This window comes from Brachybacterium timonense (assembly GCF_900258505.1).
In the GTDB taxonomy this organism is placed as follows: Bacteria; Actinomycetota; Actinomycetes; order Actinomycetales; family Dermabacteraceae; genus Brachybacterium; species Brachybacterium timonense.
Genome location: NZ_LT984895.1, coordinates 2,496,510 through 2,522,562, shown reverse-complemented (window position 1 = coordinate 2,522,562; position 26,053 = coordinate 2,496,510). Strand labels below are relative to the sequence as shown.

Below are 26,053 nucleotides of genomic sequence, written 5' to 3'. Positions count from 1 at the left end.
CGGTATGCGACACCACACCTCCCGCACCGCACCACCCGAGCGGGTGCGCGACCTGTCCGATGTGCCGTCGTTCCCGGCGATCTACGCTGCAGCGCTCACGCCGCGGGCACGCCGCAGCGGTACGCCTGTGCTGCCCACGCAGGCGGTGCGCGTGCGCCGGGTGCGGATCGATGCTCAGCGTGCGGCCGCCTTCGACCACCTCATGGGCGGGCCGGCCACCGACCTCGTCCACCCCGGGGTGCTGCATGTGCTCGCTTTCCCGGTCTCGCTCGCCCTGATGGCGGGCCCGTCCTTTCCGTTCCGCCTGCTCGGGCTCGTGCATCTGCGCAATCAGGTGCTGCAGCATCGACCGGTGCGGGTTGGCGAGCTCGTGGATGTCGAGTGCCGCGTGCGCGGCCTCGCTCCGCACCGCAAGGGCCACACGTTCGAAGCGGTCGCCACCATCCATGCCGAGGACGGCAGCATCATCGCCACTGACGTCTCCACGTACCTGGCCAAGGGCGCTGGTGGTGGGCAGTCCCGCGGTGGCATGCCCGAGCCTGTCTCGGGTCGACGAGCAGCAGGTGGTTCCGGTACCGGCCGCGAGCGGGCCGCGTTCCGGCCGCCGTGGCCGACGGGGCGCTGGCAGCTCGGCGCCGACGCGGGCCGACGCTACGCAGAGGTCTCCGGTGACGTGAACCCGATCCACATGTCGGCCCTCAGCGCAAAGGCGTTCGGGTTCCCCCGAGCGATCGCGCACGGCATGTACACCGCATCACGCGCCTTCACCGAAGCTCGAGTGGACCTCGCGCGGCCGCTGCGCTGGGATGTGTCATTCGATGCCCCCGTTCTGCTGCCCAGCACCGTGCTGGTCGCCTTCGACGATACGGAGGGCGCGACACGATGCATCGGCTGGCGGCCTGGTCGCGGTGACGAGAAACCGCCGCGCCGCTGCTTCGAGGTGGAGATCGCCCTGCTGGATGGCTGAGGCGCGGTGTGCGCCTGTGGACGCCGGCCTTAGGGGGAGACGGGCAGCTGCGCCAGGCCTGTGCGGAGCGTCGTGAACAGGTGCTCCACGAATGCGTCGGCGTCGGCGCTGCGCGCAGAGCGGACCGTGGCGGGCCTGTCCCAGCGGCCCAGAACATCAGCCACCGTCTGGCCGCGCGTCAGCGTGCCGGCGAGCTCGACATCGACCGGCAGCGGCTGCGTGTGCAGGAAACGCCCGGTGACCGCATGCGCAGCCACCAGCGGATCGTGCACGTGGGCGCTCCACCCGAAGCCGTCGGATTCGTGGAAAGCGAAGTAGAACTCCAGGGCGCGCGTCAGGACATCGCGCACGGGATGCGGCGGCAACGCAGCGACGGCGTCGAGCTCACGCTGGGTGAACCGCACCGCCTCGGTGGCATCGAGGCCGGCGAGCACCGGCAGCGGATCGGCGTCGGCGAAGGCGCAGAGTACACGAGCCATAGCCTCCGGGTCCACCGCCACATTCCATTCGCTCGTCGCCCCGGTGTTGCCGCGGTAGTTCACCGCTCCGCCCATGATGTGCAGGGAGCTGAGCAGATGCGGCAGTTCCGGCTCGATCTCCAGCGCGAGCGCGAGGTTCGTCGCGGGCCCCACGAGCAGCCCCGTGAGCTCACCGGGATGAGCGCGGGCGAGGTCTGCCCACAGCTGCGCGCCGCTGCGCGGGTCTGGGTCCCGGTCGGGATCGGGCAGCACCACCTCACCCAGACCCGTCGGCCCGTGGGTGTCCTCGGCGGTCATCAGCTCCTGCACGAGCGGGACGTCGCTGCCGCGCGCAACCGGCATCTGCAGCCCGAGCATCGTGGCGAGTCCGAGGTTGTTGCGCAGCACCTGGTCCTGGATCACGTTTCCCGCCGTGGAGACGATGCCCACGAGCTCCGCCTCGGGAAGGCAGGCGAGGTAGGTGAGGGCGAAGGCGTCGTCGATCCCGGTGTCGCAGTCCAGCAGTATGCGCATGGGCTCACAGTAGGGCAGAGGGCCGACGCTCCCGCATCGGACGCCGCCGGATGATGGGTGGCGCGCACGGCCGTTGACGCTGACGCGACCAGCGGCGCTCTCGCGACCAGTACCGTCGACATCGCGGCGACCACCCTAGATGCGTGCCCTCTACCATCGACACCATGACCACGGAGCAGCCCGTCACCGCAGAAACACCGGCAACCGGTGGTGCTGAGTCCGCTCCCGCACCGGCCACGCCGGCGCCCGACCAGACCGATCGGGCGATTCTCGCGGGCCTCGAGCAGCACGATGGACCGCTCGGATGTCCCTGCGATGTGCTCGTGATCGACGACGCAACCGGTGCCCTCACCGCCGCAGCGCTCGACGCCGCTGCAGAGCATTCCGATGCCGTCGTGGTCAGCTGGACCTCGTCCTACCGGCGAGCCCACGAGCTCGCCGCGCTCTTCGCGCGCCAGATCGCCGACGGACGGTTACGGGTGCCGACCGGCCCGGAGCCCGTCACGCTCGAGGAGGCGGCCACCCAGGCCGAAGCGCATGCGGTGATCGGCCGCCTGCCCGCCTCGCTCGCCGCTCTCGACGCGATCGCCCGCCAGGTGGCACGGGCTTACCCCGAGTGTGGCTGCGCTCTTGCGCTCGGTGGCCGCACGAAGCACATGACACCCTCGCAGAACGCCGTGCTCGCCGAGTCCTTCGAGATCGTTGACGCGGCGCTCGGGGTCGCGAAGTCCCGCGCTCTGGTCGCCCAGGAGGCGCGCACCCAGATCGGCCCGCCCGCCGTGGCAGAGCATGCGATAGCGATACCGGTCGGCGGCTCTGAGCGCACTATCGCGCTGCGTGGGATCGGCGGAGTGTTCGGATCGGCCGCTGCGGATGCCGGCAGCCTGCTCCTGCTCACGGCCCTCGATGAGAACCTTTCGGACCGGGCAAACGCCGCGCTCGACGTGGTGGACCTGGGCTCGGGCAACGGATTGCTCAGCGCCTGGGCTGCTGCCGCGATGCCGTCGGCCCGCGTCCTCGCCACCGACGACGACGCCGATGCAGTCGTCTCCACCCGCGCGACGTTGCACGCCAATGCCATCGATCCGCAGCAGTGGCGCGCCACCTGGGATGATGCAGCCTCGCGAGAGCCGGATGCGAGCGCCGATCTGGTGCTGCTGAACCCGCCGTTCCATGATGGCACCGCCATCGATCCCACCCTCGTCCAGGGGCTCCTCGATGCCGCCGCACGCCTCCTGCGCCCCGGCGGAGAGCTGTGGTTCGTGCACAACTCCCATCTGCGCTACCGCACCGAGGTCGAACGCCGTGTCGGTCCGGTGACACAGCGCGCACGCGACCGACGCTTCACCGTGCTCAGTGCACGCCGCCGCGCCGACACGAGGCCCGGTGCATCCCGATGACCCCGGTCGCGCCACGCACCGTCGAACAGGGCGAGTCCACGCGCCGCCGGATCCTGGATGCGGCGGTGATCGAGTTCGGCCGACGCGGCTACCGCGGCTGCACGCTCGAGGAGATCGCGGCACTGGCCGGTGTGAAGCGGTCGACGATCCTGCACCACTTCGGCTCCAAGGAGAATCTGCTCACGCAGACCCTTGCTGAGCTGTATCTGCCTGGGCCGGATGGCCCCGCTGACCCCACCCGCACGCTCGCCGACGCCTTCGATGCGATCGCCGAGGAGAGTGCCCGCACCCCGGATCGGGTGCGGTTCTTCTCCGTGATCGGTGGGGAGAGCCTGACGGAGGACCATCCGGCGCACGCCTTCTTCCGCCTGCGCTATGACCGACTGCGCCGGGAGATGCGGGAGCTAGTGGAGCTTGAGGCTGGCCGCACGGGCGCCCAGCTGAGCGGCGATGACGCCCGCGTGCTCGCGAACCTGGCGGTGGCGGCGATGGATGGTGTGCAGCTGCAGTGGCTGCGTAATCCCGGCGAGGTGGATATGCGGGCGGAGATGCGGGTGGTCACCGATCTGATCCGCAAACGCCTGCGGGCGGCAGGGAGCCTGTGACGCTGGCCTGTGGAGCGATCTCGAATATCACCGCTCAAAGAACGTTGCGAGACACGTGACCGGATGGTGGCCGCGTGCAGCTGGGAGCTGAGTCTTCTTGCTGCTCGTGAGTGTGACCGCCTACACTCGCTGACTGTGCAGTCAGTCGGTTCCGGCGCTGGCCAGACGCCGCCGATTCCGGTCAGTCTGCGCAGTATCCATCCATGATCGTGAATCAGACACAGCGAGCAGGAGCGACATCGATGTCACACAAGCCCAGCGTCCAGCTCTACTCCATCCGCGACGCCATCAGCGAGGACCTGGACCGGTCCCTCGCACGGGTCGCGGAGATTGGGTACACCCTGGTCGAGCCCTACGCCTTCACAGAGCGTGCCGACGAATACAAAACCTCCCTGGCCGCCCACGGCCTGGCCGCGCCCACCGCGCACAACGCCTTCCTCGACTCGGACGAGCCGGAGAAGGTCTTCGCTATTGCCGCTGAACTCGGCATCGATCTCGTGATCGACCCGTTCATCCCCACGGAGCGCTGGCAGACCGCGGAGGATGCGAAACGGCTCGCCGATCGCTTCACCGAGCTCGCCCCGATCGCCCAGCGCGAAGGCGTGCGGATCGGCTACCACAACCACCAGTGGGAGCTGGCCAACCGCGTCGACGGCCGCCATGTGCTCGAGCTGTTCGTGGAGAACCTCGATCCCGCGGTCGAGCTCGAGGTCGACACGTTCTGGGCCACCGTCGGCGGTGCCGACACCCCCGCGCTGCTGCGCGCCTTCGGTGGTCGCGTCACCGCTATCCACGTCAAGGACGGCACCACCTCCGGCGACATCGCCGATGAGCTGCCCAGCTCCGAGAGCGCCCTGAAGGTCTCCGATAAACTCGCCGCTGCCTTCAAGGAACAGGTGCCGGCCGGCAAGGGGGATGTGGACATCCCCGCGATCCTCGCCGCCGCCCCGCAGGCGCTGCGCGTGGTCGAGTTCGACGACTACGCCGGAGACATCTTCGAGGGCATCGCCACCTCGCTCGCGTGGCTCGGCGAGAACGACCGCGGCGATCAGGGGGAGGCGAAGTGAACGCAGAGGTCGTCGACCCCAACGCGAAGAAGCAGCTGAGCGCCTCCGAGGTGCCGCACGCCACCAAGAGCCCCGGGGCTGTGGGCGTCGGCATCATCGGCACCGGCGTGATCTCGGTGCAGTACCTCACGAACCTTGTGCAGTTCGCTGACGTGGACGTGCGCTTCCTCGCCGACCGCGAACCCGAGCGGGCGCGGGAGAAGGCGGAGATGTTCGGCCTGCGCGACGCCGAGGGCGAGGTGCTCGCCGGCACCGTCGACGAGCTGCTGGCCCGCGAGGACATCGAGATCGTCATCAACCTCACCACCCCGGACTCCCATGTGGAGATCGGACTGCAGGCCCTGGAGGCCGGCAAACACGTGTGGAGTGAGAAACCGGTGGCGATGGACGCCGACGGCGCCCAGCAGCTGCTGCGCACCGCCGAGGAGAAAGGGCTGCGGGTTGCCTGCGCCCCCGACACCATGCTCGGCGGCGGCATCGAAACGGCGTTGCGTGCCATCGCCGACGGTCGCATCGGTGACGTGCTCACCGCCCGCACCGTCTTCCAGACGCCAGGCCCGGAAAGCTGGCACCCCAGCCCAGAGTTCCTCTTCGCACAGGGCGCAGGCCCACTGTTCGATATGGACCCGTACTACACGACCACCCTGGTGCGTGCGCTCGGGCCGGTGGCTCGCGTGGCTGCGGTCTCCTCGACTGCATTCCCCACACGCACCATCGGCTCCGGCCCGAAGGCCGGCACCGAGTTCCCCGTCGAAGTCCCGACGCTGCACGCGGCGATCCTGCAGTTCGCCAGCGGCGCTGTGGCACAGATGCTGTTCAGCTTCGAGAGCGCACGCGAAGAGGTCGGCTTCGTAGAGATCTCCGGCACCGCGGGCTCGCTTCTGCTGCCGGATCCCAACATGTTCGAGGGCGACACGCGCCTGTACAGCCTGGACCCGGAGAAGGGTGGGGAGCCGGAGACCCTGCCGGCCGTCGGCTCCTTCTTCGAGCGCGGCACGGGCGTGGTGGACCTGGCCCGGTCGATCCGGGCAGGTCAGCCGGAGCAGGCATCCGGTGCGCTCGCCGCCCATGTGCTCGACGTGCTGCTGGCGATCCGCGATGCCGCAGCAGGCGGCGAGTTCGTCGACGTGAGCTCGCGTCCGGAGATTCCGGCCCCGCTGGGCGAGGACTTCGATCCGTCGGCTCCAACCCTGTGAGCTGATCGCTGGGGCGCCGCGCCATGCGCATCGGCGCGGCGCCCCGGCTTTCATTCCACGGGAGCTCAGCGCACGAGTGCGCCCAGCACAGAGGTGAAGACGCCCAGGCCGTCGGTGCCGGTGCGGGTGCCGCGGCCCGGCTCATCAGGCCCGAAACCAGCCTCGATGGCATGCTCGGGATGCGGCATGAGCCCCACGACATTGCCGTACTCGTTGGTGATACCGGCGATGTCATGCCGTGAGCCGTTGGGGTTGGTCTCGTATCCGGCGGGACCGTGCGTTGCGCCCGCGACGTACCGGAACACCACGCGGCCGGTCTCCTCGAGCTCGGCGAGTGTGCGCTCGTCGGCCACATACTGGCCGTCCTGGTTCTTCAGCGGCACACGGATCACCTGGTCCTGCTCATAGGCGGTGGTCCAGGCGGTGCGGGTGTTCTCCACTCGCAGTGGCTGGTCGCGGCAGATGAAGGAGCGGTGCGCGTTCTTGATCATCGCGCCGGGCAGCAGGTGCGTCTCGCACAGGATCTGGAAGCCGTTGCAGATGCCCAGCACCGGCATGCCGCCGCGTGCGGCATCCACCACCCGGTCCATCACCGGTGCGAAACGGCTGATCGCGCCGGCACGCAGGTAGTCGCCGTAGCTGAACCCGCCGGGCAGCACCACGGCCTCGACGTCCTGCAGGTCATCATCCGCGTGCCACAGCCGCACCGGTTCTCCGCCGGCCACGCGGATCGCCCGCTGCGCGTCGCGATCATCCAGCGTGCCGGGGAACGTCACGACACCGATGCGGATCACGCCTGCTCCTCCGGCAGTGTCTCGACCGCGACGACATCTTCGATCACCGGGTTCGACAGGAGCGTCTGCGCGGCGTCGCGGATCATCGCCAGCAGCTCCTCCGTGATCTCCTGCTCGACCTCGAGCTCGAAGCGTTTGCCCTGCCTCACCTGGCTGATCCCCTCGAAACCGAGCCGGGGCAGCGCCGCGGCAACGGCCTTCCCCTGCGGATCGAGGATCTCGGGCTTGGGCATGACATGGACCACGACGCGTGGCATGAGTGACTCCTGGCGGCAGGGAGAGGGCTCTGACAGAACCTCATTCTAGGGACGACCGCGCCTGGAGGTGGCATCCTGATCCAGACGTGACCGAGAACCAGGAGATTCCCATGAGAATCACCCATCTGGGCCATTCCGCCCTGCTGATCGAAACAGACACCGCACGCATCCTGGTGGATCCCGGCGGCTTCAGCCGGGCCGAGCAGATCCGGGCGCTGCGCGACGTCGACGCCGTGCTCGTGACGCATCAGCACCCGGACCACGCTGATCCCGCATTGGTGGCTGCAGTGCTCGGCGCATCGCCCCGCGCTCTCCTTCACGGTGAGCCGCAGGCCGTGGCTGCCCTGCGCGCAACTGAGGACTGCAGTGCTGCGGCAGAGCGGATGCATGATCTCGCTCCCGGTGATGAGCTGACCATCGCTGACCTGCACGTTGCCGGAGTCGGCGGCGAGCATGCCGTGATCCATCCCGATATTCCGCGCGTGGGTAATACGGGTCTCGTGCTGCAGCCGACGGGCGGCGGTCCGCGCCTGGGGGTCACCGGCGACAGCCTCCAGGTGCTCGAGGAATTCACCGGCATCGATGCCCTCGCCTTCCCCGTCGTGGCCCCCTGGTCGAAGATGCACGAGACAATCGACTTCCTGCGAGCTGTTCGCCCACGGCTGGCACTGCCCGTGCACGACGCCGTGGCGAGCCCCGAAGGGCGCGCCATCTACATGAAACAGTCCACCGATCTCGCCCCCGACGGCACCGAGGTGCGCGACTGGCCCGAGACCCGCAGCGTCGACCTGACCGGAGAGAACTGACATGAACCAGCTGCCTGAGCGCCGCTTCCACCCGCGTGAGGACATCGACCCGCGAGTGCGCGAGGCGATGACCGCCATGCCGCGTGAGCACTTCCTCGCCCCGGAGCTGCGCAAACTCGCCTACGTCGACTGCCCCTTCGACATCGGTGTGGGGCAGACCAACTCGCAGCCCTCTGTGGTGGAGCGGATGCTCGACCTGCTGCAGGTGCAACCGGGGCAGCGCGTGCTCGACGTCGGCTCCGGTTCCGGCTGGACCTCCGCACTGCTCGCGCACCTTGTGGGCGCCGACGGCAGCGTGCTCGGCGTGGAACGCCAGCCCGAGCTGATCGACCTCTCCCGCACGACCCTCACCGAACTCGGCCTGGACAGAGTGGAGATCCGGCGTGCGCAGGACGGCGTGTTCGGCTGGCCGCAGGAGGCGCCGTTCTCACGCATCCTCGTCTCGGCAGCGCCCGACGAGGTGCCGGAGGGACTCGTTGAGCAGCTCGACGACGGCGGGATCATGGTGATCCCCGTGGCTGGCATCGTGCATCGCGTGGAGCGGCGCGGCACCGAGATCATCGACACCGAGCACGGTGAAGCGCGGTTCGTGCCCCTGATTGCCGAGGGGGTCGCGGACGACGGGCAGGAGTGACCCAGCGGGTCACTGCGTGACTCACCCTGCGGTGAACTCGCGTCCGGTCAGCCGTTCGAACGCCTCGACGTACCGTGCGCGGGTCTGATCGACGACCTTCTCGGGCAGGCGCGGCGGCGGCCCGTCGGCCTCCCGGTCCCAGCCGGAGGCGCCGCTGGTCAGCCAGTTGCGCACGAACTGCTTGTCCAGGCTCGGCTGCACCCGGCCTTCCGTGAGGCCCTCCCGGAACCAGAACCGGGAGGAATCCGGGGTGAGCACCTCATCACCCAGGGTGAGCGAGCCGTCCGTGCGGGAGTGACCGAACTCGAGCTTCGTATCCGCGAGCACGAGCCCTCGCTCCTCGGCGATGGCACGAGCCCGACGGTAGACGGCGAGCGTCAGCTCTTCCAGGCGGTCCACCAGGTCCCCGCCAAGCTGTTCCCGTGCCTGCGCGACAGTGATGTTCTCGTCATGTTCGCCCTGCTCGGCCTTCGTCGACGGGGTGAAGATCGGCTCCGGCAGCAGGGACGCTTCCGTCAGGCCCGTCGGCAGCACATGCCCGCCCACGGCGCCGTCGCGGCGATAGTCCACAAGGCCCGATCCGGTGAGGTACCCGCGCACCACGCATTCCAGCGGCACCATGTCCAGGCCACGGCAGCGCAGGGCACGACCGGCCACCTGGGCGGGGACGTCGTCGGCGCTGAGCACGTGGTGGGGCACCAGATCAGCGAGCTGCTCGAACCAGAACAGGCTCATGCCTGTGAGGATCCGGCCCTTATCGGGGATGCCTGGCTGCAGAGCGTGGTCGAAAGCGCTGATCCGATCCGTCGCGACGACCAGCACCTCCTGCGCGGTCGCGACATCCTGGCCAGAGGGCACATATAGCTCACGCACCTTGCCCGTCACCGCGAGAGTCCAGCCGGGCAGTGACGGCGCCTCGATCAGCGGCGTGCTCACGGGACCACCTCACCGGCGGCGGCGCGGGCAGCGATGTCACGGCGATGATGCGAGCCGGGGAGCATGATCGCTTCGGCACCGGCCCGCGCCCGCTCCCGCGCCTGCGCAAGGTCCTCGCCGCGCGCGAGAACAGCGAGCACACGCCCGCCAGCGGAGACCAACCTGCCCTGCTCGTCGCGGGCCGTGCCCGCATGCAGCACGTGGCACCCGAGGCCCTCGCAATCGGCGATCCCCGTGATCTCGTCACCGGTGCGGGACGTGGCCGGATAGCCCTCGGACGCGATGATCACCGCGACAGCAGCCTGCGCGCTCCACGCTGGTTCCGGGACGGCTAAGAGGTCACCCTGCGCGGCTGCCAGCAGCAGCGGCGCGAGCGGCGAGTCGAGCCGCTCGAGCACCACCTGCGTCTCCGGATCCCCGAATCGGGCGTTGAACTCGATCACCCGCACCCCGTGAGAGGTCAGAGCCAGCCCGCAGAACAGGAGGCCGACGAACGGCGTGCCGCGGCGGGCCATCTCGGTGATGGTCGGCTGGGCAACGGTGCGCACAACCTCCTCGACAAGCCCCTCCGGCGCCCACGGCAGCGGCGAATAGGCGCCCATGCCGCCGGTGTTAGGGCCCTCGTCGCCGTCGAAGGCGCGTTTGAAATCCTGCGCCGGCGCGAGGGGGACGACGCGCTCACCGTCACTGACGCAGAACAGCGATACCTCGGGGCCGTCGAGGTACTCCTCGAGCACCACGCTGCCACCGGCAGCGAGCACCGAGTGGGCATGCGTGAGCGCTGCCTCGCGATCCGCGGTGACCACGACACCTTTGCCGGCGGCGAGACCGTCGGCCTTCACCACGAAGGGCACATCGCCCAGCGGGTTCACCCGCTCCAGCCCTGCCTCGAGGGCGGTGGGGTCAGTGATGGTCACCGCAGCGGCCGTCGGCACGCCAGCGGCGCGCATCACGTCCTTGGCGAAGGACTTCGACCCCTCCAAGCGTGCCGCTGCGGCGCTCGGGCCGAACACGGCGATGCCCGCCTCACGCAGCTGATCAGCGGCACCCGCCACGAGGGGCGCTTCCGGGCCGATCACCACGAGATCTATCTGCAGGTCACGGGCGAGGGCCACCTGGGCGTCGATGTCCGAGAGAGCAACGGGATGGCAGGTGGCGAGCTCGGCGATGCCGGGATTGCCCGGTGCGGCATGCAGCTGGGGAACAGGCTGATCGGCGGCGAGGCGGCGGATGATCGCGTGCTCGCGGCCGCCGGCGCCCAGAACGAGGATCTTCACGCAGGCCAGCGTAGCGAGCACGGGTGAGTGACGTGCCGCAGCTACGATGCCTGCCATGCCCAGCCCTGCCGCATCCACCCCGCCTCCCTCGGCAGTCGGGGAGAGCACCGTGCGGTTGAGGGCTGACCTTTCCTACGACGGCACCGCCTTTCACGGCTGGGCCGCGCAGCCCGGGCAGCGCACCGTGCAGGGCGCGCTTGAGGATGCTCTTGAACGCATCACCCGTACCCGGCTGCCCCTGGTCGTTGCCGGCCGCACCGACGCCGGTGTGCATGCCCGCGGTCAGGTTGTTCACCTCGACATGCCCGCAAAGGTGCATGCTGCTCTGCCCGGTCGCAGCGATCGCACACCCGCTCACGCTCTTGTGACTCGATGGAACGCGGTGCTGCCCGAGGACGTCGTGGTGCACTCGGTCCAGGAGGTCCCCGCCGCTTTCGATGCCCGCTTCAGTGCCCGGTGGCGCCGCTACCGCTACCGGCTCTCCGACGGCCAGCACGTGCATGATCCACTGCGGCGGGACGTGACCCGGCATCGTCGGCACCTGGACGTCGAGGCCATGCACCGGGCGGCGCAGATGCTGCTCGGGGAGCACGACTTCCTGTCCTTCTGCCGCCCGCGAGAGGGTGCGAGCACGATCCGTGACCTGCTCGCCCTGCAGGTACAGCGCCCCGGGCCGGACCGGGCTGACGCCGGACTGGTCGTGGTCACTGTCGTGGCGGACGCCTTCTGCCACCACATGGTGCGTTCGCTGGTGGGTGCGCTCCTGCCCGTGGGAGAGGGACGGGTGAGCGAGGACTGGCCGGCGCGAGTGCTCGCGGCCCGAACCCGCGAGGCAGCCACCCGCGACCGTCCCGGAGCGGCACCCCTCGCACCCCCGACCGGGCTGACGCTCGAACACGTCGACTATCCACCCGACGCCGAGCTCGGGTCTCAGGCTGAGCGCGCCCGTGTGCGGCGCAGCTGAACACCGGATCGGGGGAGCAGGCGCCTGCCAGCGCTGGTGATCGCGCGCACGGCTCGTGGGCTCTGGGGCCGACGGGGAGGGTGGCGCCTTTCCATGACGCCATCCGTGAAGCGTCAGCGAGATCACAGTGACGGCGCTCAATGACCCTTGGTCACGCGTTGACCCCCTCGGCAGGCGGACAGTAGTGTTGGACGTCGTTGTGCCTCGATGCGCGCCTGTCTCCGCTGCCGACTCTCACACCGGCGCGAGCCCGGGCCCCTCACACGCATCCTGGACCGTCGCCACGCCGTACGTGGACCGGGCCGGGCACGACAACACGGTCATGCTTTAGCCGAAGGAAGCGTGTCCACGGTCCATCGAACTGTGTCCGGACAGATCCGTACCGGACACCACGACGAGAGAAGAAGGCACGAGTGCGTACGTTCACCCCGAAGCCCGACGATGTCGAGCGTTCCTGGTACGTCATCGACGCAACGGATGTCGTCCTCGGCCGGCTCGCTTCCCAGGCTGCTCAGCTGCTGCGGGGCAAGCACAAGCCGGTCTTCGCACCCCACGTGGATGCAGGCGACTTCGTCATCATCATCAACGCTGAGAAGATCGCCCTGACCGGCAACAAGCGCGAGGCCAAACTGGCCTACCGCCACTCCGGTTACCCGGGCGGCCTGCGCGGCATCCCCTACTCCGAGCTGCTCGAGAAGCACCCCGAGCGCGCGGTTGAGAAGGCCGTCAAGGGCATGCTCCCCAAGAACAAGCTGGCCACCCAGCAGCTGAAGAAGCTCAAGGTGTACGCCGGCCCGGAGCACCCCCACCAGGCCCAGCAGCCCGTCCCCTTCACCTTCGACCAGGTGGCGCAGTAAGCGGGCGCGCCCCGCGCACCCGCCTGCCGCACGGAAACACCAAGGAGAACCGTGACTGAGACCACCCATGACACCGTCGAGGACACCGCCGACGAGGCCGTCCCCTCGAGCTTCACCACCGAGTCGACTGAGACCGAGGCCGTCGGCCGCGGCCAGTCCGCCACGGGGCCGGGCTACGGCACCGGCCGTCGCAAGGAGGCCGTCGCGCGCGTCCGCCTGGTTCCCGGCTCCGGCCAGTGGACCATCAACGGCCGCAGCCTCGAGGTCTACTTCCCGAACAAGCTGCACCAGCAGGAGGTGAACGATCCGTTCACCATCCTGGACCTGCAGGGCCGCTTCGACGTGATCGTCCGCGTCTCCGGCGGCGGCGCGTCCGGCCAGGCCGGCGCCGTGCGCCTGGGCGTGGCTCGCGCGCTCAACGAGGTCGACCGTGAGAACAACCGCCCGACGCTGAAGAAGGCCGGGTTCCTCACGCGCGACGCCCGCATCATCGAGCGCAAGAAGGCCGGCCTGAAGAAGGCCCGCAAGGCGCCGCAGTACTCCAAGCGCTGACCTGAGCGCAGCCGGCAGACCCCCGCACCGTTCACGGTGCGGGGGGTCTTCGCGTTCAGGGGCACAACCCAGCATCCTGTCCGGGGTGCCGTACACAGATCCACTCGGCGACGAACACCACGCAAGGGTGCATCATGCCTGGTCACGAGTCTGAACCGGAAGGTGAAAAGCAGGAAGGGGCATAGGCCGGGGACCAAGGGGGACCGCACCGAAAAGGGCACCTGCCTACCGTTCTTCGAGTGCCAGCCCTCAAGGCCGGCCGCGCCGCCACGCAGCGGCCTTCCCGGGAGCGCCTCGCGCTCTGCACATCTCCCCAGAAAGTATCCACCGTGTTCGATACGCCGATGAGCCCCAAGCTCTTCCTCGACCGCATCCTCAACGGTGCCGCCGTCGGCATTGTGGTCGGTCTCGTCCCCAACGCCATCACCGGTGAGCTGTTCAAGTTCCTGGCCCGGCTGATGCCGTCGATCTCCCTGTGGGCCACCCTCAACGAGGTCGTCGTCGGCCTGCAGTTCACCGTCCCGGTGATCGTCGGTGTCCTGATTGGCATGCAGTTCGGCTTCAATGCCGTGCAGACCGTCATCGTTGGCACCGCCAGCTTTGTTGGCTCCGGCGCCATGGACTTCACTCCCGACGGGGTGATGCTCGTGGGCATCGGAGACCTTATCAACACGATGCTGACCGCCTCGGTCGCCGTGCTCGTGCTGGCCTGGGTGGGCAAGAAGCTCGGCTCCTTGACCATCCTGTTCCTGCCGATCCTCGGTGGTGGTATCGCCGGCCTGGTCGGCATCCTCACCCTGCCCTACGTACGCTACGTGACCACCGGCGTGGGCGCCCTGGTCAACGCGATCGCCCAGCAGCAAGGCCTCGGCGTCCTGGCTGCCGTCCTCATCGCCATGCTGTTCGCCGTCATGATCGTCTCCCCGATCTCCACCGTGGGCGTCGCCCTCGCCATCGGTATCTCCGGCCCCGCCTCCGGCGCGGCGAACCTCGGTATCGCTGCGGCCGCTGCCGTGCTCGCCGTCGGTTCCTTCCGCGTCAACAACGCCGGCGTGACCTGGTCCGTGTTCCTCGGCGCGATGAAGATGATGATGGGCAACCTGCTGAAGTTCCCGGTGATGGTGCTGCCGCTCGCCCTCGTCTCCGGCATCACCGGTCTGGTGGGTGCCTTCTTCGGCATCACCGGCACCCCGGCCTCCGCTGGCTTCGGTCACTCCGGCCTGGTGGGACCGATCGCGGCCGCCACCGGAATGGAGGGATCGGCCCTCGTTGTCCTCCCCAAGCTCGTCATCGTCTACTTCGTGCTGCCGATCGGCCTGGCGATCCTCGTGCACTGGCTGTGCACGAGCGTGCTGAAGATCTACTCCGAGAAGATCTACGCCTTCGCCCCCGTCGGCGCTCCCTCCTCGGAGGATGCCGCTGACGAGCCGCTGGACCCCAAGACTGAGGCCGTCGACGGCACCGACGAGAAGACCGCCGCCCCCGCCGATGCCGCCATCGGCGAGTCCACCGACACCCCCACCTCGACCACCACCTCGACGAAGGAGTGACCCCACGATGAAGATCCTGTTCCTCGGCGCCCGCCCGGACGAGCACCCGGCCATCGAATCTTGGAAGGCCGCCCACCCCGAGCACACGGTGACCGTCTCCCAGCAAATCCTCTCCACCGCCACCCTGCCGCTCGTGGACGGTCACGACGCGCTGGTCATCCAGCAGGTCGCCGTGCCCGAACCCGAGGTGTACGAGCAGCTCGCCGCCAAGGGCATCACCCAGATGTCCGTGCGCTCCGCCGGCTTCGACATGTACGACCTGGAGGCGGCGACCCGTCACGGCCTGGGCATCACCAACGTCCCGGTCTATTCGCCCAACGCGATCGCCGAGTACACGGTGGCGCTGGCGCTGAACCTGGTGCGCAATATCCCCGCCACCCTGGCGCGCGTGCAGCAGTACGACTTCCGTCCCGCAGGGCTCATCGGCCGCGAGATCCGCACGATGAAGGTCGCCGTGCTCGGCACCGGCCGGATCGGGATGCGCGCTGCCGAACTGTTCGCGGCGCTGGGCGCAGAGGTCGTCGGCTTCGACCTGTTCCCCAACGATGCGTTCCGCGCCATCGGCACCTACGCTGAGTCTGTCGAGGAGGCGCTGCGCGGCGCGGACATGGTGAGCCTGCACATGCCGGCCACCGGGGAGAACCACCACCTGCTGAACGAGCAGACTCTCGCGCTGCTGAACCCCGGCGCCTACGTGGTCAACACCGGCCGCGGCGCCCTCGTGGACACCACCGCTCTCATGGCCGCCCTGGACTCCGGTCAGCTCACCAGCGCCGCCCTGGACGTCTACGAGTTCGAAGGCCCCTACATGTTCAAGGACCTGCGCGAACAGGGCATCGAGGATGAGGTCTTCGCGACGCTGCTGGCGCGCGAGGACGTGTTGAACACCCCGCACCTGGCGTTCTACACGCACACCGCGGTGGAGAACCTGGTCCATGGTGGCCTGGACAACGCTGTGGCGATGGTGGAGAACGGTACCTGCCCCACCCTGGTGAACCCGCAGGTGAGCGAGGCGAGGACCGCCCAGGACCGCTGACCACGGTCAGGGGGCCAGCAGCTCGCGAATGTCGTTCGCGGTCATCGCGGAACGGAACGCCTGCCCGTCGTCCGTGAGCGCCTGGAAGAGCTCGGCCTTGCGCTGCTGCAGCGCCAGGACCTTCTCCTCGATGGTGTCCTGCGCGATCATCCGGTAGACGCTGACGCTGCGCTGCTGCCCAATCCGGTGAGCCCGGTCCACGGCCTGCTCCTCCGTGGCCGGGTTCCACCAAGGATCCAGTAAGAACACGTAATCCGCTTCGGTGAGGGTCAGCCCCACGCCTCCCGCCTTCAAGGAGATGAGGAAGACGGGCACCTCACCGGAGCGGAACGCGTCAACCTGGGCGGAACGGTTCCTGGTCGAACCGTCCAGGCGTGCAAAATGCACGCCCTCAGTCTCCAAGCGGTCACCGACCCGATCCAGGAACGAGGTGAACTGGCTGAACAGCAGCACCCGGTGACCGTCGGCCAGCACCTCGGGCAGGCGGTCGAAGAGCGCATCGAGCTTGGAGGACCCCACCTCGGCGTGCTCCGCGTCCACGATCGCGGGGTCCAGGGCGAGCATCCGCAGCAGCGTCAGCGAGCGGAACACGATGAAGCGGTTGCGGTCGAAATCGCTCTCGATCAGCCCCAGCACCTTCTTGCGCTCGCGCTGCAGCGCCGCGTCGTACAGGGCGCGATGCTCGGGGGACAGCGGGATCGTCAGCTGCTGCTCGAGCTTCTCTGGCAGATCGGAGGCGACCTGCATCTTCGTGCGGCGCAGCAGGAAGGGGCGGATCCGTCGACGCAGCGCCTCCAGCCGGTCTGGATGCTCCCCGGAAGCCACCGGCAGTGTGTACCGCTGGCGGAAAGCCGAGGCGGTGCCGAACAAGCCAGGGGTGACCAAGTGGAAGATCGACCACAGGTCATCCAGTGAGTTCTCCATTGGCGTGCCGGTGATCGCCAGACGGAACGGGGCCCTGATAGCGGCGGCCGCCTGATGGGTGCGGGAGCCGCGGTTCTTCACGAACTGGGCCTCATCCAGCACGAGCCCAGTCCAGTCGCGCCGCGCGAGCGCGTCCTGGTCCATCCTCAGCACCGCGTAGCTCGTCACGACCAGATCAGCACCCGCCACCGCGTGCTCGAGCGGCACACCGGTGGTGCGTTCGGAGCTGTCCAGCACGACCACCCGCAGGTCCGGGGTGAAGCGCTCGGCCTCCTGTACCCAGATATCTCGCACCGACGTCGGCGCGACGATGAGGAATGGTGTATCCGTCTTCGACCCGTCGGCCGTAGCGCCCGCCGGGCCCGGTCTCGTGGAATCCGCCTGCTCCCGGACGTGCTGGATCAGTGCGAGCGTCTGCAGCGTCTTGCCCAGGCCCATGTCGTCGGCCAGCACCCCGCCGAGCTGGTAGCGCTGCAGAAGTGCGAGCCACTGGAAACCCTCCGCCTGGTAGGGCCGCAGGTCAGCGTGCAGGCCAGCCGGCAGCTGCGCGCGCACGGCAGCCTCCTGCCCCGCGAGCTGCCGTATGCCCGCCACAGCGCGCTCCCATGCAGCGCTGGTCTCGATCGAGTCGGCGATCGTCGCCAGATCCTCGTACAGGTCCAGATGCTGGGGGCTGACGGCCAGGTGATCCGGCTCCCACTCCGCGAGCGCCTCACCCTCGGCGATCAGCTCCCGCAACGCGTCGAAGGCAGGATTCTCCAGGGAGAACCAGGTGCGATCGGGCATGAGAATCCGGCTGCGCCCCTGAGCGAGAGCGAGGAAAAGGGTCGGGAACGGAATCTCGTGGCCATCGATCGTGATGCGGAAGCCCAGATCGAACCAGTCATTCTTCCCCGGTGTGGGCGTCTGGACGATCCGCACGTGCGGTGCGCCATTGAGTTCCCGGTAGGCATGGCGGGTACCCGACAGACGTACCTGCACATGGTCGAGCTCGCGCAGCGCCTCCATGGTGCCGGTGGTGAAGGCAGCGGTGTCCACACCGGTCAGATGCTCCCCGCGCGGGTCGCCTGCGGTGGGCCACAGCACCCGTGCTGTCGCGAGTACCGCGTCCTCATGGTCCAGGTCCCGTCGCTCAGCGGCGTTGCGCTGCATCGGCAGCACGCGCGGTGGATCGTGATACTGCCACGACCAGCGCAGATGCAGTCTGTCGCCGTCGGCGTACTCGGCGGTGAGTAGCAGATCAGCCGGGGGAGTGGCCGGTAGCTCGACGGACCGATCAGAGGAGGTGACCGTGGCTGCTGCCCGCAGCCGCGGATAGGCCACCGCTAGAAAGTCGGTTTCATCCGCGGCGTCGATCCGCAGCGGTTCGCGGTGATGGAGCAGACGCTGCAGGGCGGGCGGAACGGGCTCGTCCAGGGCGGCGAGAACGGCGTTTCCCTCGGCGTCGACGTGCAGCACACCGGTGGATCCGAGCACGCGCGCCTCCGGCACATCGTGCCCGTCGATCAGGTAGCGGGTGCGCAGCTCGAGGACGCCGCCGTTCCGCACGAGGTCCAGATCCACATGTGCGCCGGAGGCGAGCTCGACCTGTGTGAGCGGATCCTCGCCCAGGAATGTCACTCCGGCGTCGCGGGCATGCAGCAGGCTCTGCCACACGAGCGGCGAATTGGCGTGCGACAACCAGATCCGTTCCGGGGCGCCGCCGCTGAAACTGCGCTCAGCCGAGGCGGCAGCGAACAGACGTGTCAGCGCCTCCGCGTGAGCGGGTGCGAACTCGCCGCGCCCACCCCGAAACTCGAAGCTGCGCCAGGACACCCCCGATTTGACCCACCGACCTGTGGTCGAGCGCCGCACGGGCCGCATCGCCAGGTGGAGATGGGCATCGGATGTGAGATCAGCGCGTGATGCCGGGTGGCGGCCGGTTCGCCCCGAGACGTCACCGGGAGCGGATGCTTCCGCTTCGAAACGCAGCCCCAGCACGCTCGGGGCCGACTCAGCGTTGGTGCCGTTACGCAGCAGCGGCCGCAGTACCGTGCGCCACTCGGCCGGAGGGTTCTCACGCTGGCGCTGTTCACGCAGTGCATCCAGGGCGTAGAGCGCAGCAGCGGCATGCTCGCAGCCCTCGCCCACCTCGCAGCGGCACTGCGAGGTGACCGGACGCCAGAGCCCGCCGGGCTCCTGCGGCCAGAAGCGGTGGGAGACGGCATCTGGCGGCAGTTCGTGAAGCTGCACAGCGACGTCGAACACGGCGCCGTCGGTCGTGATGCTCGCGGTGCAGCGGCCGGTCTGCGCAGACCACTCCAGATCGTGCACACCCCCGGCGCGTACGAGCGCCAAGCCCCGCGATGCCGCACGATCTCCCGTGAACGCGGTGATCACGGCGGGTGGAATGCGGGGAAGGGCCGCTGCAGGCATACCCGCCAGCGTAACCAGTCCGGCGAAGCTCACGCGTCACAGATCACGGGCAGCCGTCCGGATCACGGCGAGAATGAGCGCAGGTTCGTCTCGTCGCGGCGTTACGCTCTGGACGATCGACCCCGACCTCAAGGAGCACACCCATGGCTCGACTCTTCGGCACTGACGGCGTGCGCGGCGTCGCCAACCAGGACATCACGGCGGAGCTCGCTGTCGAACTGTCCGTGGCCGCCGCCCACGTGCTCGGCGATCTCGGCGCCTTCGAGGAGGACGCGACCGAGCGGCCCCGCGCGATCGTCGCCCATGACCCCCGCCCCTCCGGTGATTTCCTGTCCGCCGCGATCGCAGCGGGGCTCGCCTCCGCCGGCGTGGACGTGCTCGACGCAGGCGTTCTGCCCACGCCCGGCCTCGCCCACCTGGTCCAGCGCAGTGGTGCCGACCTGGGCGTGATGATCTCTGCCTCCCACAACCCGCATCCGGACAATGGCATCAAGTTCTTCGCCCGCGGTGGCACAAAGCTGCCGGATGAAGTCGAGGACGCGATCGAAGCGCGGCTGGGAGAGGACTGGAACCGGCCGCAGGGCACCTCCGTGGGCACCATCACCCGCTACGAGACCGCGGTCCAGGAGTACGTCGATCATCTGGTCTCCACCCTTGATCGCTCTCTCGACGGGCTCACCGTGGTGGCCGACTGCGCCAACGGCGCCAGTTTCCAGACGGCCCCCGCTGCATTGCGCCGAGCCGGCGCCACCGTGCATGTGATCGGCGACCGGACCGACGGCAAGCAGATCAACGAGGACTGCGGCTCCACCCACTTGGGCCAGCTGCAGGCCGCCGTGCGTGAGAAGGGCGCCGATATCGGTGTGGCCTTCGACGGTGACGCCGACCGCTGCCTCGCCGTTGATGCGCGGGGCGAGGAGATCGATGGTGACCAGATCATGGCGATCCTGGCGCTCGACCTCAAGGAGCGGGGCGCCCTTCACGACGACACCCTTGTCGTGACCGTCATGAGCAACCTGGGGCTCAAGCTCGCCATGCGCGAGCACGGCATCATCCTGGGGCAGACCTCGGTGGGCGACCGTTACGTGCTCGAGGAGATGAACCTGGGCGGCTACTCCATCGGCGGCGAGCAGTCCGGTCACGTGATCCTCGCCGAGCACGCCACCACCGGCGACGGCGAGCTGACCGCTCTGCACCTCCTGCAGCGTATGGCCGCCACCGGCAAGCCGGCTCATGAGCTCGCCGCGGTCATGACCCGCATGCCGCAGGCCCTCATCAATGTGCGGGGCGTGGATAAGACCCGCGCCACGATCGACCATGAGGTGCGCAGCGCTGTTGAGGGCGTCGAGAAGGAGCTCGGGGACACCGGCCGCGTGCTCCTGCGCCCCTCCGGCACGGAGCCGGTGGTGCGTGTCATGGTCGAGGCTCCCACCGACGAGCAGGCGCATCAGGCTGCCGAGCGGCTTGCGGCTGTGGTGCGGGAGCGGCTCGCGCTGTGACACGGGCGCACCGGGATGAAGATGACCACGATCCGTTGGCGGACTTCGCCTCATTTCTGGGGAAAAGTGGCGTGACCCCACGGGCGGCGGCTGTTGCTGCTGATTCTCACGAAGGTGCCCGATGGCGCCGGATCATCGAATGGCTGATCGGCCGACGGGCCGTCGATCTACCGATGCGACTCGTCGGCGTATTGCTCGCTGCCACGGCGATCATGCCGGGTGCCGTGGAAGCGCAGGAACCGGTCTTCCTTCTGCTGTTCTTCATCTCCCGGTTGCTGCTGATCGCGGCCCCGTTCGCACCTGCCGCAGCTGGAGCGCTCGCAGGCGGCTTCTTCCTGCTGCATCTCTTCATGGAGCCGACCCTCCTTAACCCATTCGCAGAATGCCTCGCCTTCGCCTTCGGCGCGCTTCTGGCAACCGGATGTTGGCGGCTCGCGGTGCCCCTGTGCATGGGCTCCCTTGGACTCTCGGTTCTGGAGTCCTGGGTGGCCCCGGCTGTAGGGAGTTCGGTTCCGGTGTTCGCCTTCACGTGGGGACTGGTGGCTCTCCTCGGGCTGTTCGCGCTTCTATTCGACAAACGTATCGAGGCGGAGAGCACACGGCGTGAAGCCGCCGCAGCCGCCCATGCGCGAGCAGTCGAGCAGCTCAGGATCAACGTCGCTATCGACACCCACGACACGATCTCCCACGGTTTGGCGACACAGGCGGCGATCCTCAGAGTGCTCTCGGCAGAAAGGAGCATCTCCGACCTGCGAAGGGGTCTTGGCGAACTCGCGATGGTCAATGACCAAACACAGCAGAATCTGCGTTCGCTCCTGCACGGGCTGCGCAGCACACAGAATGACCTGCCGTCCGAGACGGCACCGAACACCCATCTGCTCCAGGGCGTGGACTCGCTGACGGCGGCAGCCGGTGCGGGCGGCTACACCCTCCGCACCAAGGTCGACCTGCCGGCGGAGCTTCCGTCCATAGTGTTGGCGGAACAGCTCCTCCTCATCTCGCGTGAACTGGTGACGAACATTGTGAAGCACGCCAGTTCACGGGACGGTGCCCGGCTGTCGCTCTACCTCAGCGGCTGCGGCGCCGGGCGTCATGTCGTGATCGAAGCGGAGAACCGCGCGGCAGTCATGAGCGGCGCGGAAGAGGTGAGCGGTAGTGTGCCTCGGAGCATTGCCGACAGGACCGAACGACTTGGAGGCAGTTTCAGGAGCACGCAGATAGGAGGACGCTTCCTCGTCACCGTGACGGTGCCGTGGAATGCACTGACAGCAGGTCATCCCTCATCCGAGGGATGACCTTGGCTGGTGCCACGCTGTGACATTGCGGGATGGTGACATCCGGCAACATCATCCAGCTTCTCTCGCTCACGGTGTGCACGTTGTTGTCGTTTCCATCATCGCTCGCGGTTCCTCGTGTGTTCGTGGGTATCGTGAAGGGAGTGGCGTACGCCTTGGCTGCGTCCAAAGGGACTCCAGCGCAGTGCGCCCTGTGGAGGATCATTGACAAACCCAAGTATCGGAAGTTCTGTTTGTGAGCACATCGCCTGACGTGGGACCTGTTCAGGTCTCCGTCCTGATCGTCGACGATGACCCCTGGACTACGAAAGCAATCAGCCTGGCGCTGCGTGGAGAATCCGGTATCGGAGATATCATCGAGGTTCATGGCGGGGCGGAGGCGGTCGCCATGTATCAGACTTCGCAGCCCGATGTGGTCCTCATGGACCTGAACATGCCTCCAGGTATGAGCGGTGTGACTGCGATCGAGCAGATCCGGCGGGGTGATCCGACAGCGCGCATCGTCGTCCTCACCACGGTGGCGCCCGGCCCGGGATTGGCCCGCGCCTTGTACGCAGGAGCCGTCGCCGTGGTGCGCAAGACCGCTTCGCAAGCCGATCTGCGCACGGTAGTCCTGGCGACGGCGAGGGGCGAAGATCCCATTGCCTTGCGCTACCTTGCCCGGGACATCGTCATCAGCGGGGATCAGATGCCTGGAGCGCCAGCTGTCCCTCCTCGGCTCACTCCCGCAGAGCGGGAGGTCCTGCAGTTGATCGCGGACGGCTGTGGGTACAACGAAATCGCCGACAGACAGGGCATCACCGTGTGGACCGCGCGCTCCCACGTTAAGCACCTGCGAGAAAAGTTGCACGCGGAGAACCTCGCGCAGCTGGTGGTGCGAGCGCTTCAATACCGCTACATCTCGGTCTGACGACATCCCTCGATTAAGGGATGTCCTCACCTTCCCGGTTCACGCACACTGCAGGAGTGCAGACGAGCGTTCACTTCGCGGGACGCTCGACCGACTTAGAGCGGTGACCGGTCGTGAAACACTTTTTCAGCATGAGGGCTCTGGTGCGTGTGATGGCCGCTGCCGTTCTGTTCGGCGGGGTTCCCACTGCGGCGTATGCCACGACGCATACGTACACTTTCGCCACACAGAATCTTCCTGTTCCAGGAGTGTGGACGCGCCTACCGTCCAGCTCGAGCAGTGACAAGAGGGCAACGCGTACAAACAATAGCGGCACGGTGTCGATGGATGTGAGTACATGCCCCAACCCCCCAGCGAAGTGGGGAGGCGAGTTCAAACGCAGCATCAATAACTTCCCTGATTACCGGGTCGCACTGGCTGACGGGCAGGACTACTGCATGTCGGCTTACGTCGTTCATCCGAAGATTACGAAGAATCACAAGTATTATTTCCGTGTGATGAACCTTCGGGTGACGACGCCTCCGAAAGCGACAGGTACTTTCAAGTGGAGTTACTGAGTGATGCCGAGGTGAGTCCGCTCCGCCCTCAGGTGCGGTCACTCAGTCTCGCTGCGGTTCGGGTCCGTTACCGAGGATTCGAGCTGACAGCGTCGGATCTTGAGTTCGGGCCCGGCGTCACCCTTCTCGCGGGCCCGAACGGTGCGGGGAAGACGACCCTGTTGAAGGCGTTGGCCGGGACCATTCGCACACGCAGTGGCGCCATCACTCTCGGTGATGCACCGTTGAAGACAGGCGACGTGGGGATGCTTCCTCAGCGCCCGTCACTCCCTCGGGACCTCACTCCGCAGCAGGTTGTGGAATACGTGCTCTGGCTGCGAGGCGCATCGTCGCGCGAAGCCCGCACGCGCGCAGCCGAGCTGCTCGGGGAGTTCCATCTCGACTCCCACGCGGACAGGCCGACGCGTGCCCTGTCGGGAGGTATGGCGCGGAGGCTTTCGATCTGCTGCACAGTTGCGGCATCGCCCCCCGTGGTCCTTCTGGACGAGCCGACGAATGATCTGGATCCGATCCAGCGTCGTTCGGTCCTGGAGATGATCGCGACTCTCGGAACGGGGCGCATCGTCATCGTTTCCTCCCACGCTCTCACCGAGATCTCAGGGATCGCCGATCACGTGGTACTCATGAATCACGGACGAGCCATATTCGACGGTGACTTGCACTCCCTTCGCGAGGAGTACGGCCCACAGGGGGAGGGCGGCGTCGAGAGTCTCTATGTGCGGGCAATTGTCGCGAACGAGGACTCCGCCAGGTGAACGCGACTCGTGGGGTGCACGTGAATCGTGGGGCGGCGGTTATTCCTCGTGGGGCGGCGGCTCTGCCTCGCTGGGCGGCCGTAGCCGTCGCCGTCGTCACAGCGGCGCGCCTGTATCAGGACACCTCGTGGGTCGGCGACTGGAATCAGACAGCAAGCAGCCTGGGTGCCATGGGGATGCTCGGAGGCACGATCGCTGCATTGCTCATGGCTATCGACGCACAGCGGAACTGGCGAGCCCTGCACGAGTTCCGAAGCGAGAGCAGAGGCCGCCGCTCCAGCCTGCGCGTCACAGTAGCCGAGGTGTGGAAGGTGCTTCACTGGCCACTGGCCGGGTGGCTGTTCGTCGTCATGCTCGCGTATGCGATCACAGCCGGTGCCAATCCGCAGCCGACAGAGCCGTCTGCCTGGCCGCTGGTGGCTGCCACGCTGTTCGTGAGCATCCAGGTGCTGCTCGGGCATCTCCTGGGGCTCCGCGTGCACGCCGCTATCGCCGCACCCGCGCTCGTGATCTTCGGTTTCGTCCTGCCGGCGGCAGTCGGTTCCCTCGAACCGTCGAAGATCGCTCACTTCACCACCTCGACGAGCTACTGGATCGCACTGCCGAGTGTCCCGTCACCAGCGTTCTACGGATCGCAGAGCGCCGTGTTCGCGGGTGTCACGCTCCTCCTCGCCGTGTTGATCCATGAGCCGTTGCGTTGGTCGACCCGTGCACTCAGCGCAGGCCTCGCCTTGCTCCTGATCGTCGTATCCGCCAGTTCCTTGCTTGACACCGAGGAGCGTCTGCATGACCTCACCGATGTGAGCAGGCAGGTCTGCGCACAGGGACACAGTGCGGAGGTCTGTGTATTCACCGACCACGAACGGTTCCTACCGGTGCTCCTCGTGACAGCCGACGAGGTGATGGCCGTGCTCCCCGCGGACGCGCGCCCAGCGCGACTTGTCGAGACCGGATTGCGGACGGAGCCTGAGGATGCGCTCCTGTCGACCGCGAATGTGCCGGTGGGCCCGGCCGAGTCGGTGGTGAACAGCGTCGCGGGATGGCATGTCTGCGATAGCGAGGCAGCCTTCGAACGCTTCAGCTTCGTGGCAGCTCGGTCAGGCTTCGACCCGGCGGAAGGCGAGTTCGTTCCGCACATCATGGAGAAGAACGAGGAGCAGCAGCTCGATTGGTGGCGCGAGGGGTTGGTGAGCGAGTGCTGAGCGAGTCGAGAGCATGGTGCATCGCCGTGCGCGTCCGGCGCCCGCTGCTGCATGGCCTGGTTCTTCTCGTCGGGACTCTTCTGTGCGCGGCCGTGTCTTCCGTGCAGATCCCGGCAGCGTCGCCAGATCCGTTCACGGGACACCGGGAGCATCTCGCGTACGGCTACCTCTATTACCCGCTCGTCGTCGTTCCGGTCATCACCTCGTTCACCAGCTCCCCGCTGGCGTGGATCGAACAGCATGCTCGTCCCCGCTCCGACCGGGTAGATGCCGCGCTCTTCGCGGCGTCCGGGATGGTCGCCGGCGTCGGGGCGCTCCTCGTCGCAATCGTTGCCCGAGATCCCGGCGGATGGGTCGTCGCCCTGACGAATATGTTCGGCGTGATGGCGATCCTGGGGATCTCCTTACGGCTGCTCGAGCCGCAATGGGCGTGGATCCCGGCCTTCGGCTACGCCGCAGCCGGGCTCACCCTGGCGGCGAGTCCGCTCTGGATCCTGAACCGGGAGGAGTCGGTGGCGCGGATGATCGGTGCGATCGTTCTCTTCGCAACGGTCGTCGTACTGATCAGAGCGGGGTTCCTGCGCCGTCCAGCGTGACCCGCCGCTG

24 protein-coding genes are annotated in these 26,053 nt (G+C 67.9%); 18 read left to right on the top strand and 6 right to left on the bottom strand.

Annotated features, from left to right (window positions below; translation table 11 throughout):
• Window positions 1–4 precede the first annotated feature (4 nt).
• The gene (locus tag C8271_RS11220) at window positions 5–967 is read left to right on the top strand and encodes a MaoC family dehydratase (RefSeq protein WP_106508042.1); all 963 of its coding nucleotides are present in this window, start codon (window positions 5–7) and stop codon (window positions 965–967) included.
• A 29-nt stretch (window positions 968–996) separates the two neighbouring features.
• Here C8271_RS11220 and C8271_RS11215 read toward each other — a convergent pair whose 3' ends face one another.
• Window positions 997–1,959 (bottom strand): nucleoside hydrolase, encoded by a 963-nt coding sequence (locus C8271_RS11215; protein ID WP_106507357.1) that lies wholly within the window; start codon window positions 1,957–1,959, stop codon window positions 997–999.
• 143 nt (window positions 1,960–2,102) lie between these two features.
• Between C8271_RS11215 and C8271_RS11210 the strand changes: the two genes are divergently transcribed.
• The 4 genes from C8271_RS11210 to C8271_RS11195 all read left to right on the top strand — a co-directional run bounded on the left by C8271_RS11210 (window position 2,103) and on the right by C8271_RS11195 (window position 6,227).
• Window positions 2,103–3,359, top strand: coding sequence for a class I SAM-dependent methyltransferase (locus C8271_RS11210; protein WP_245921114.1), 1,257 nt, complete (start codon window positions 2,103–2,105; stop codon window positions 3,357–3,359).
• A complete protein-coding gene (locus C8271_RS11205; protein WP_106507355.1) occupies window positions 3,356–3,964 on the top strand; it encodes a TetR/AcrR family transcriptional regulator in 609 nt (202 codons plus the stop codon). Before C8271_RS11210 ends, C8271_RS11205 begins: the two co-directional genes overlap by 4 nt.
• Before the next feature lie 242 nt (window positions 3,965–4,206).
• Window positions 4,207–5,031: a sugar phosphate isomerase/epimerase family protein gene (locus C8271_RS11200; RefSeq protein ID WP_106507354.1), complete on the top strand. Its 825-nt coding sequence runs from the start codon at window positions 4,207–4,209 to the stop codon at window positions 5,029–5,031.
• Between the two features lie 35 nt (window positions 5,032–5,066).
• Window positions 5,067–6,227 (top strand): Gfo/Idh/MocA family protein, encoded by a 1,161-nt coding sequence (locus C8271_RS11195; protein ID WP_425428212.1) that lies wholly within the window; start codon window positions 5,067–5,069, stop codon window positions 6,225–6,227.
• A 65-nt stretch (window positions 6,228–6,292) separates the two neighbouring features.
• On the opposite strand, the gene purQ is transcribed toward C8271_RS11195, so the two are convergent.
• A complete protein-coding gene (gene purQ / locus C8271_RS11190; protein WP_106508040.1) occupies window positions 6,293–7,018 on the bottom strand; it encodes a phosphoribosylformylglycinamidine synthase subunit PurQ in 726 nt (241 codons plus the stop codon).
• Entirely contained in the window at window positions 7,018–7,278 is a 261-nt protein-coding gene (gene purS / locus C8271_RS11185) for a phosphoribosylformylglycinamidine synthase subunit PurS (protein WP_106507353.1), read from the bottom strand. Before purS ends, purQ begins: the two co-directional genes overlap by 1 nt.
• A 110-nt stretch (window positions 7,279–7,388) precedes the next feature.
• Here purS and C8271_RS11180 point away from each other — a divergent pair, with 110 nt between their 5' ends.
• Window positions 7,389–8,084 carry an MBL fold metallo-hydrolase gene (locus C8271_RS11180; RefSeq protein WP_106507352.1) on the top strand — a complete coding sequence of 232 codons (696 nt, stop codon included), beginning with the start codon at window positions 7,389–7,391 and terminating at the stop codon, window positions 8,082–8,084.
• Window position 8,085: 1 nt separating this feature from the next.
• On the top strand, window positions 8,086–8,718 hold the full coding sequence (gene pcm / locus C8271_RS11175; protein ID WP_170957874.1) for a protein-L-isoaspartate O-methyltransferase: 633 nt from the start codon (window positions 8,086–8,088) through the stop codon (window positions 8,716–8,718).
• A 21-nt stretch (window positions 8,719–8,739) separates the two neighbouring features.
• Here pcm and C8271_RS11170 read toward each other — a convergent pair whose 3' ends face one another.
• Window positions 8,740–9,654 carry a phosphoribosylaminoimidazolesuccinocarboxamide synthase gene (locus C8271_RS11170; RefSeq protein ID WP_106507351.1) on the bottom strand — a complete coding sequence of 305 codons (915 nt, stop codon included), beginning with the start codon at window positions 9,652–9,654 and terminating at the stop codon, window positions 8,740–8,742.
• On the bottom strand, window positions 9,651–10,931 hold the full coding sequence (gene purD, locus C8271_RS11165) for a phosphoribosylamine--glycine ligase (protein ID WP_106508038.1): 1,281 nt from the start codon (window positions 10,929–10,931) through the stop codon (window positions 9,651–9,653). The genes C8271_RS11170 and purD overlap by 4 nt, the downstream gene beginning before the upstream one ends.
• A gap of 55 nt (window positions 10,932–10,986) precedes the next feature.
• On the opposite strand from purD, the gene truA reads away from it, so the two are divergent.
• The 5 genes from truA (at window position 10,987) to C8271_RS11140 (ending at window position 15,890) form a co-directional block, all read left to right on the top strand.
• The gene (gene truA / locus C8271_RS11160) at window positions 10,987–11,895 is read left to right on the top strand and encodes a tRNA pseudouridine(38-40) synthase TruA (protein WP_245921113.1); all 909 of its coding nucleotides are present in this window, start codon (window positions 10,987–10,989) and stop codon (window positions 11,893–11,895) included.
• 413 nt (window positions 11,896–12,308) lie between these two features.
• A complete protein-coding gene (rplM, locus tag C8271_RS11155; protein WP_106507349.1) occupies window positions 12,309–12,752 on the top strand; it encodes a 50S ribosomal protein L13 in 444 nt (147 codons plus the stop codon).
• A 51-nt stretch (window positions 12,753–12,803) separates the two neighbouring features.
• Window positions 12,804–13,304 (top strand): 30S ribosomal protein S9, encoded by a 501-nt coding sequence (gene rpsI, locus C8271_RS11150; RefSeq protein WP_106507348.1) that lies wholly within the window; start codon window positions 12,804–12,806, stop codon window positions 13,302–13,304.
• Window positions 13,305–13,648: 344 nt separating this feature from the next.
• Entirely contained in the window at window positions 13,649–14,854 is a 1,206-nt protein-coding gene (locus C8271_RS11145) for a PTS sugar transporter subunit IIC (RefSeq protein ID WP_106508037.1), read from the top strand.
• Between the two features lie 7 nt (window positions 14,855–14,861).
• Complete coding sequence (locus tag C8271_RS11140) at window positions 14,862–15,890, top strand: D-2-hydroxyacid dehydrogenase (RefSeq protein WP_170957873.1); 1,029 nt, start codon at window positions 14,862–14,864, stop codon at window positions 15,888–15,890.
• A gap of 6 nt (window positions 15,891–15,896) precedes the next feature.
• Here the strand turns inward: C8271_RS11140 and C8271_RS11135 are convergent, their stop codons facing one another.
• Window positions 15,897–19,229 (bottom strand): DEAD/DEAH box helicase, encoded by a 3,333-nt coding sequence (locus C8271_RS11135; protein WP_106507346.1) that lies wholly within the window; start codon window positions 19,227–19,229, stop codon window positions 15,897–15,899.
• Between the two features lie 143 nt (window positions 19,230–19,372).
• Here C8271_RS11135 and glmM point away from each other — a divergent pair, with 143 nt between their 5' ends.
• The 6 genes from glmM (at window position 19,373) to C8271_RS11100 (ending at window position 26,043) form a co-directional block, all read left to right on the top strand.
• Window positions 19,373–20,728: a phosphoglucosamine mutase gene (gene glmM / locus C8271_RS11130; RefSeq protein WP_106507345.1), complete on the top strand. Its 1,356-nt coding sequence runs from the start codon at window positions 19,373–19,375 to the stop codon at window positions 20,726–20,728.
• 71 nt (window positions 20,729–20,799) lie between these two features.
• Entirely contained in the window at window positions 20,800–22,023 is a 1,224-nt protein-coding gene (locus C8271_RS11125) for a sensor histidine kinase (RefSeq protein ID WP_138774566.1), read from the top strand.
• Between the two features lie 235 nt (window positions 22,024–22,258).
• On the top strand, window positions 22,259–22,933 hold the full coding sequence (locus C8271_RS11115; RefSeq protein WP_342751951.1) for a response regulator: 675 nt from the start codon (window positions 22,259–22,261) through the stop codon (window positions 22,931–22,933).
• Window positions 22,934–23,477: 544 nt separating this feature from the next.
• Complete coding sequence (locus C8271_RS14315) at window positions 23,478–24,245, top strand: ABC transporter ATP-binding protein (RefSeq protein ID WP_342751950.1); 768 nt, start codon at window positions 23,478–23,480, stop codon at window positions 24,243–24,245.
• Complete coding sequence (locus C8271_RS11105; RefSeq protein WP_138774565.1) at window positions 24,242–25,447, top strand: hypothetical protein; 1,206 nt, start codon at window positions 24,242–24,244, stop codon at window positions 25,445–25,447. The genes C8271_RS14315 and C8271_RS11105 overlap by 4 nt, the downstream gene beginning before the upstream one ends.
• A 26-nt stretch (window positions 25,448–25,473) precedes the next feature.
• The gene (locus C8271_RS11100; protein ID WP_138774564.1) at window positions 25,474–26,043 is read left to right on the top strand and encodes a hypothetical protein; all 570 of its coding nucleotides are present in this window, start codon (window positions 25,474–25,476) and stop codon (window positions 26,041–26,043) included.
• Window positions 26,044–26,053 lie beyond the last annotated feature (10 nt).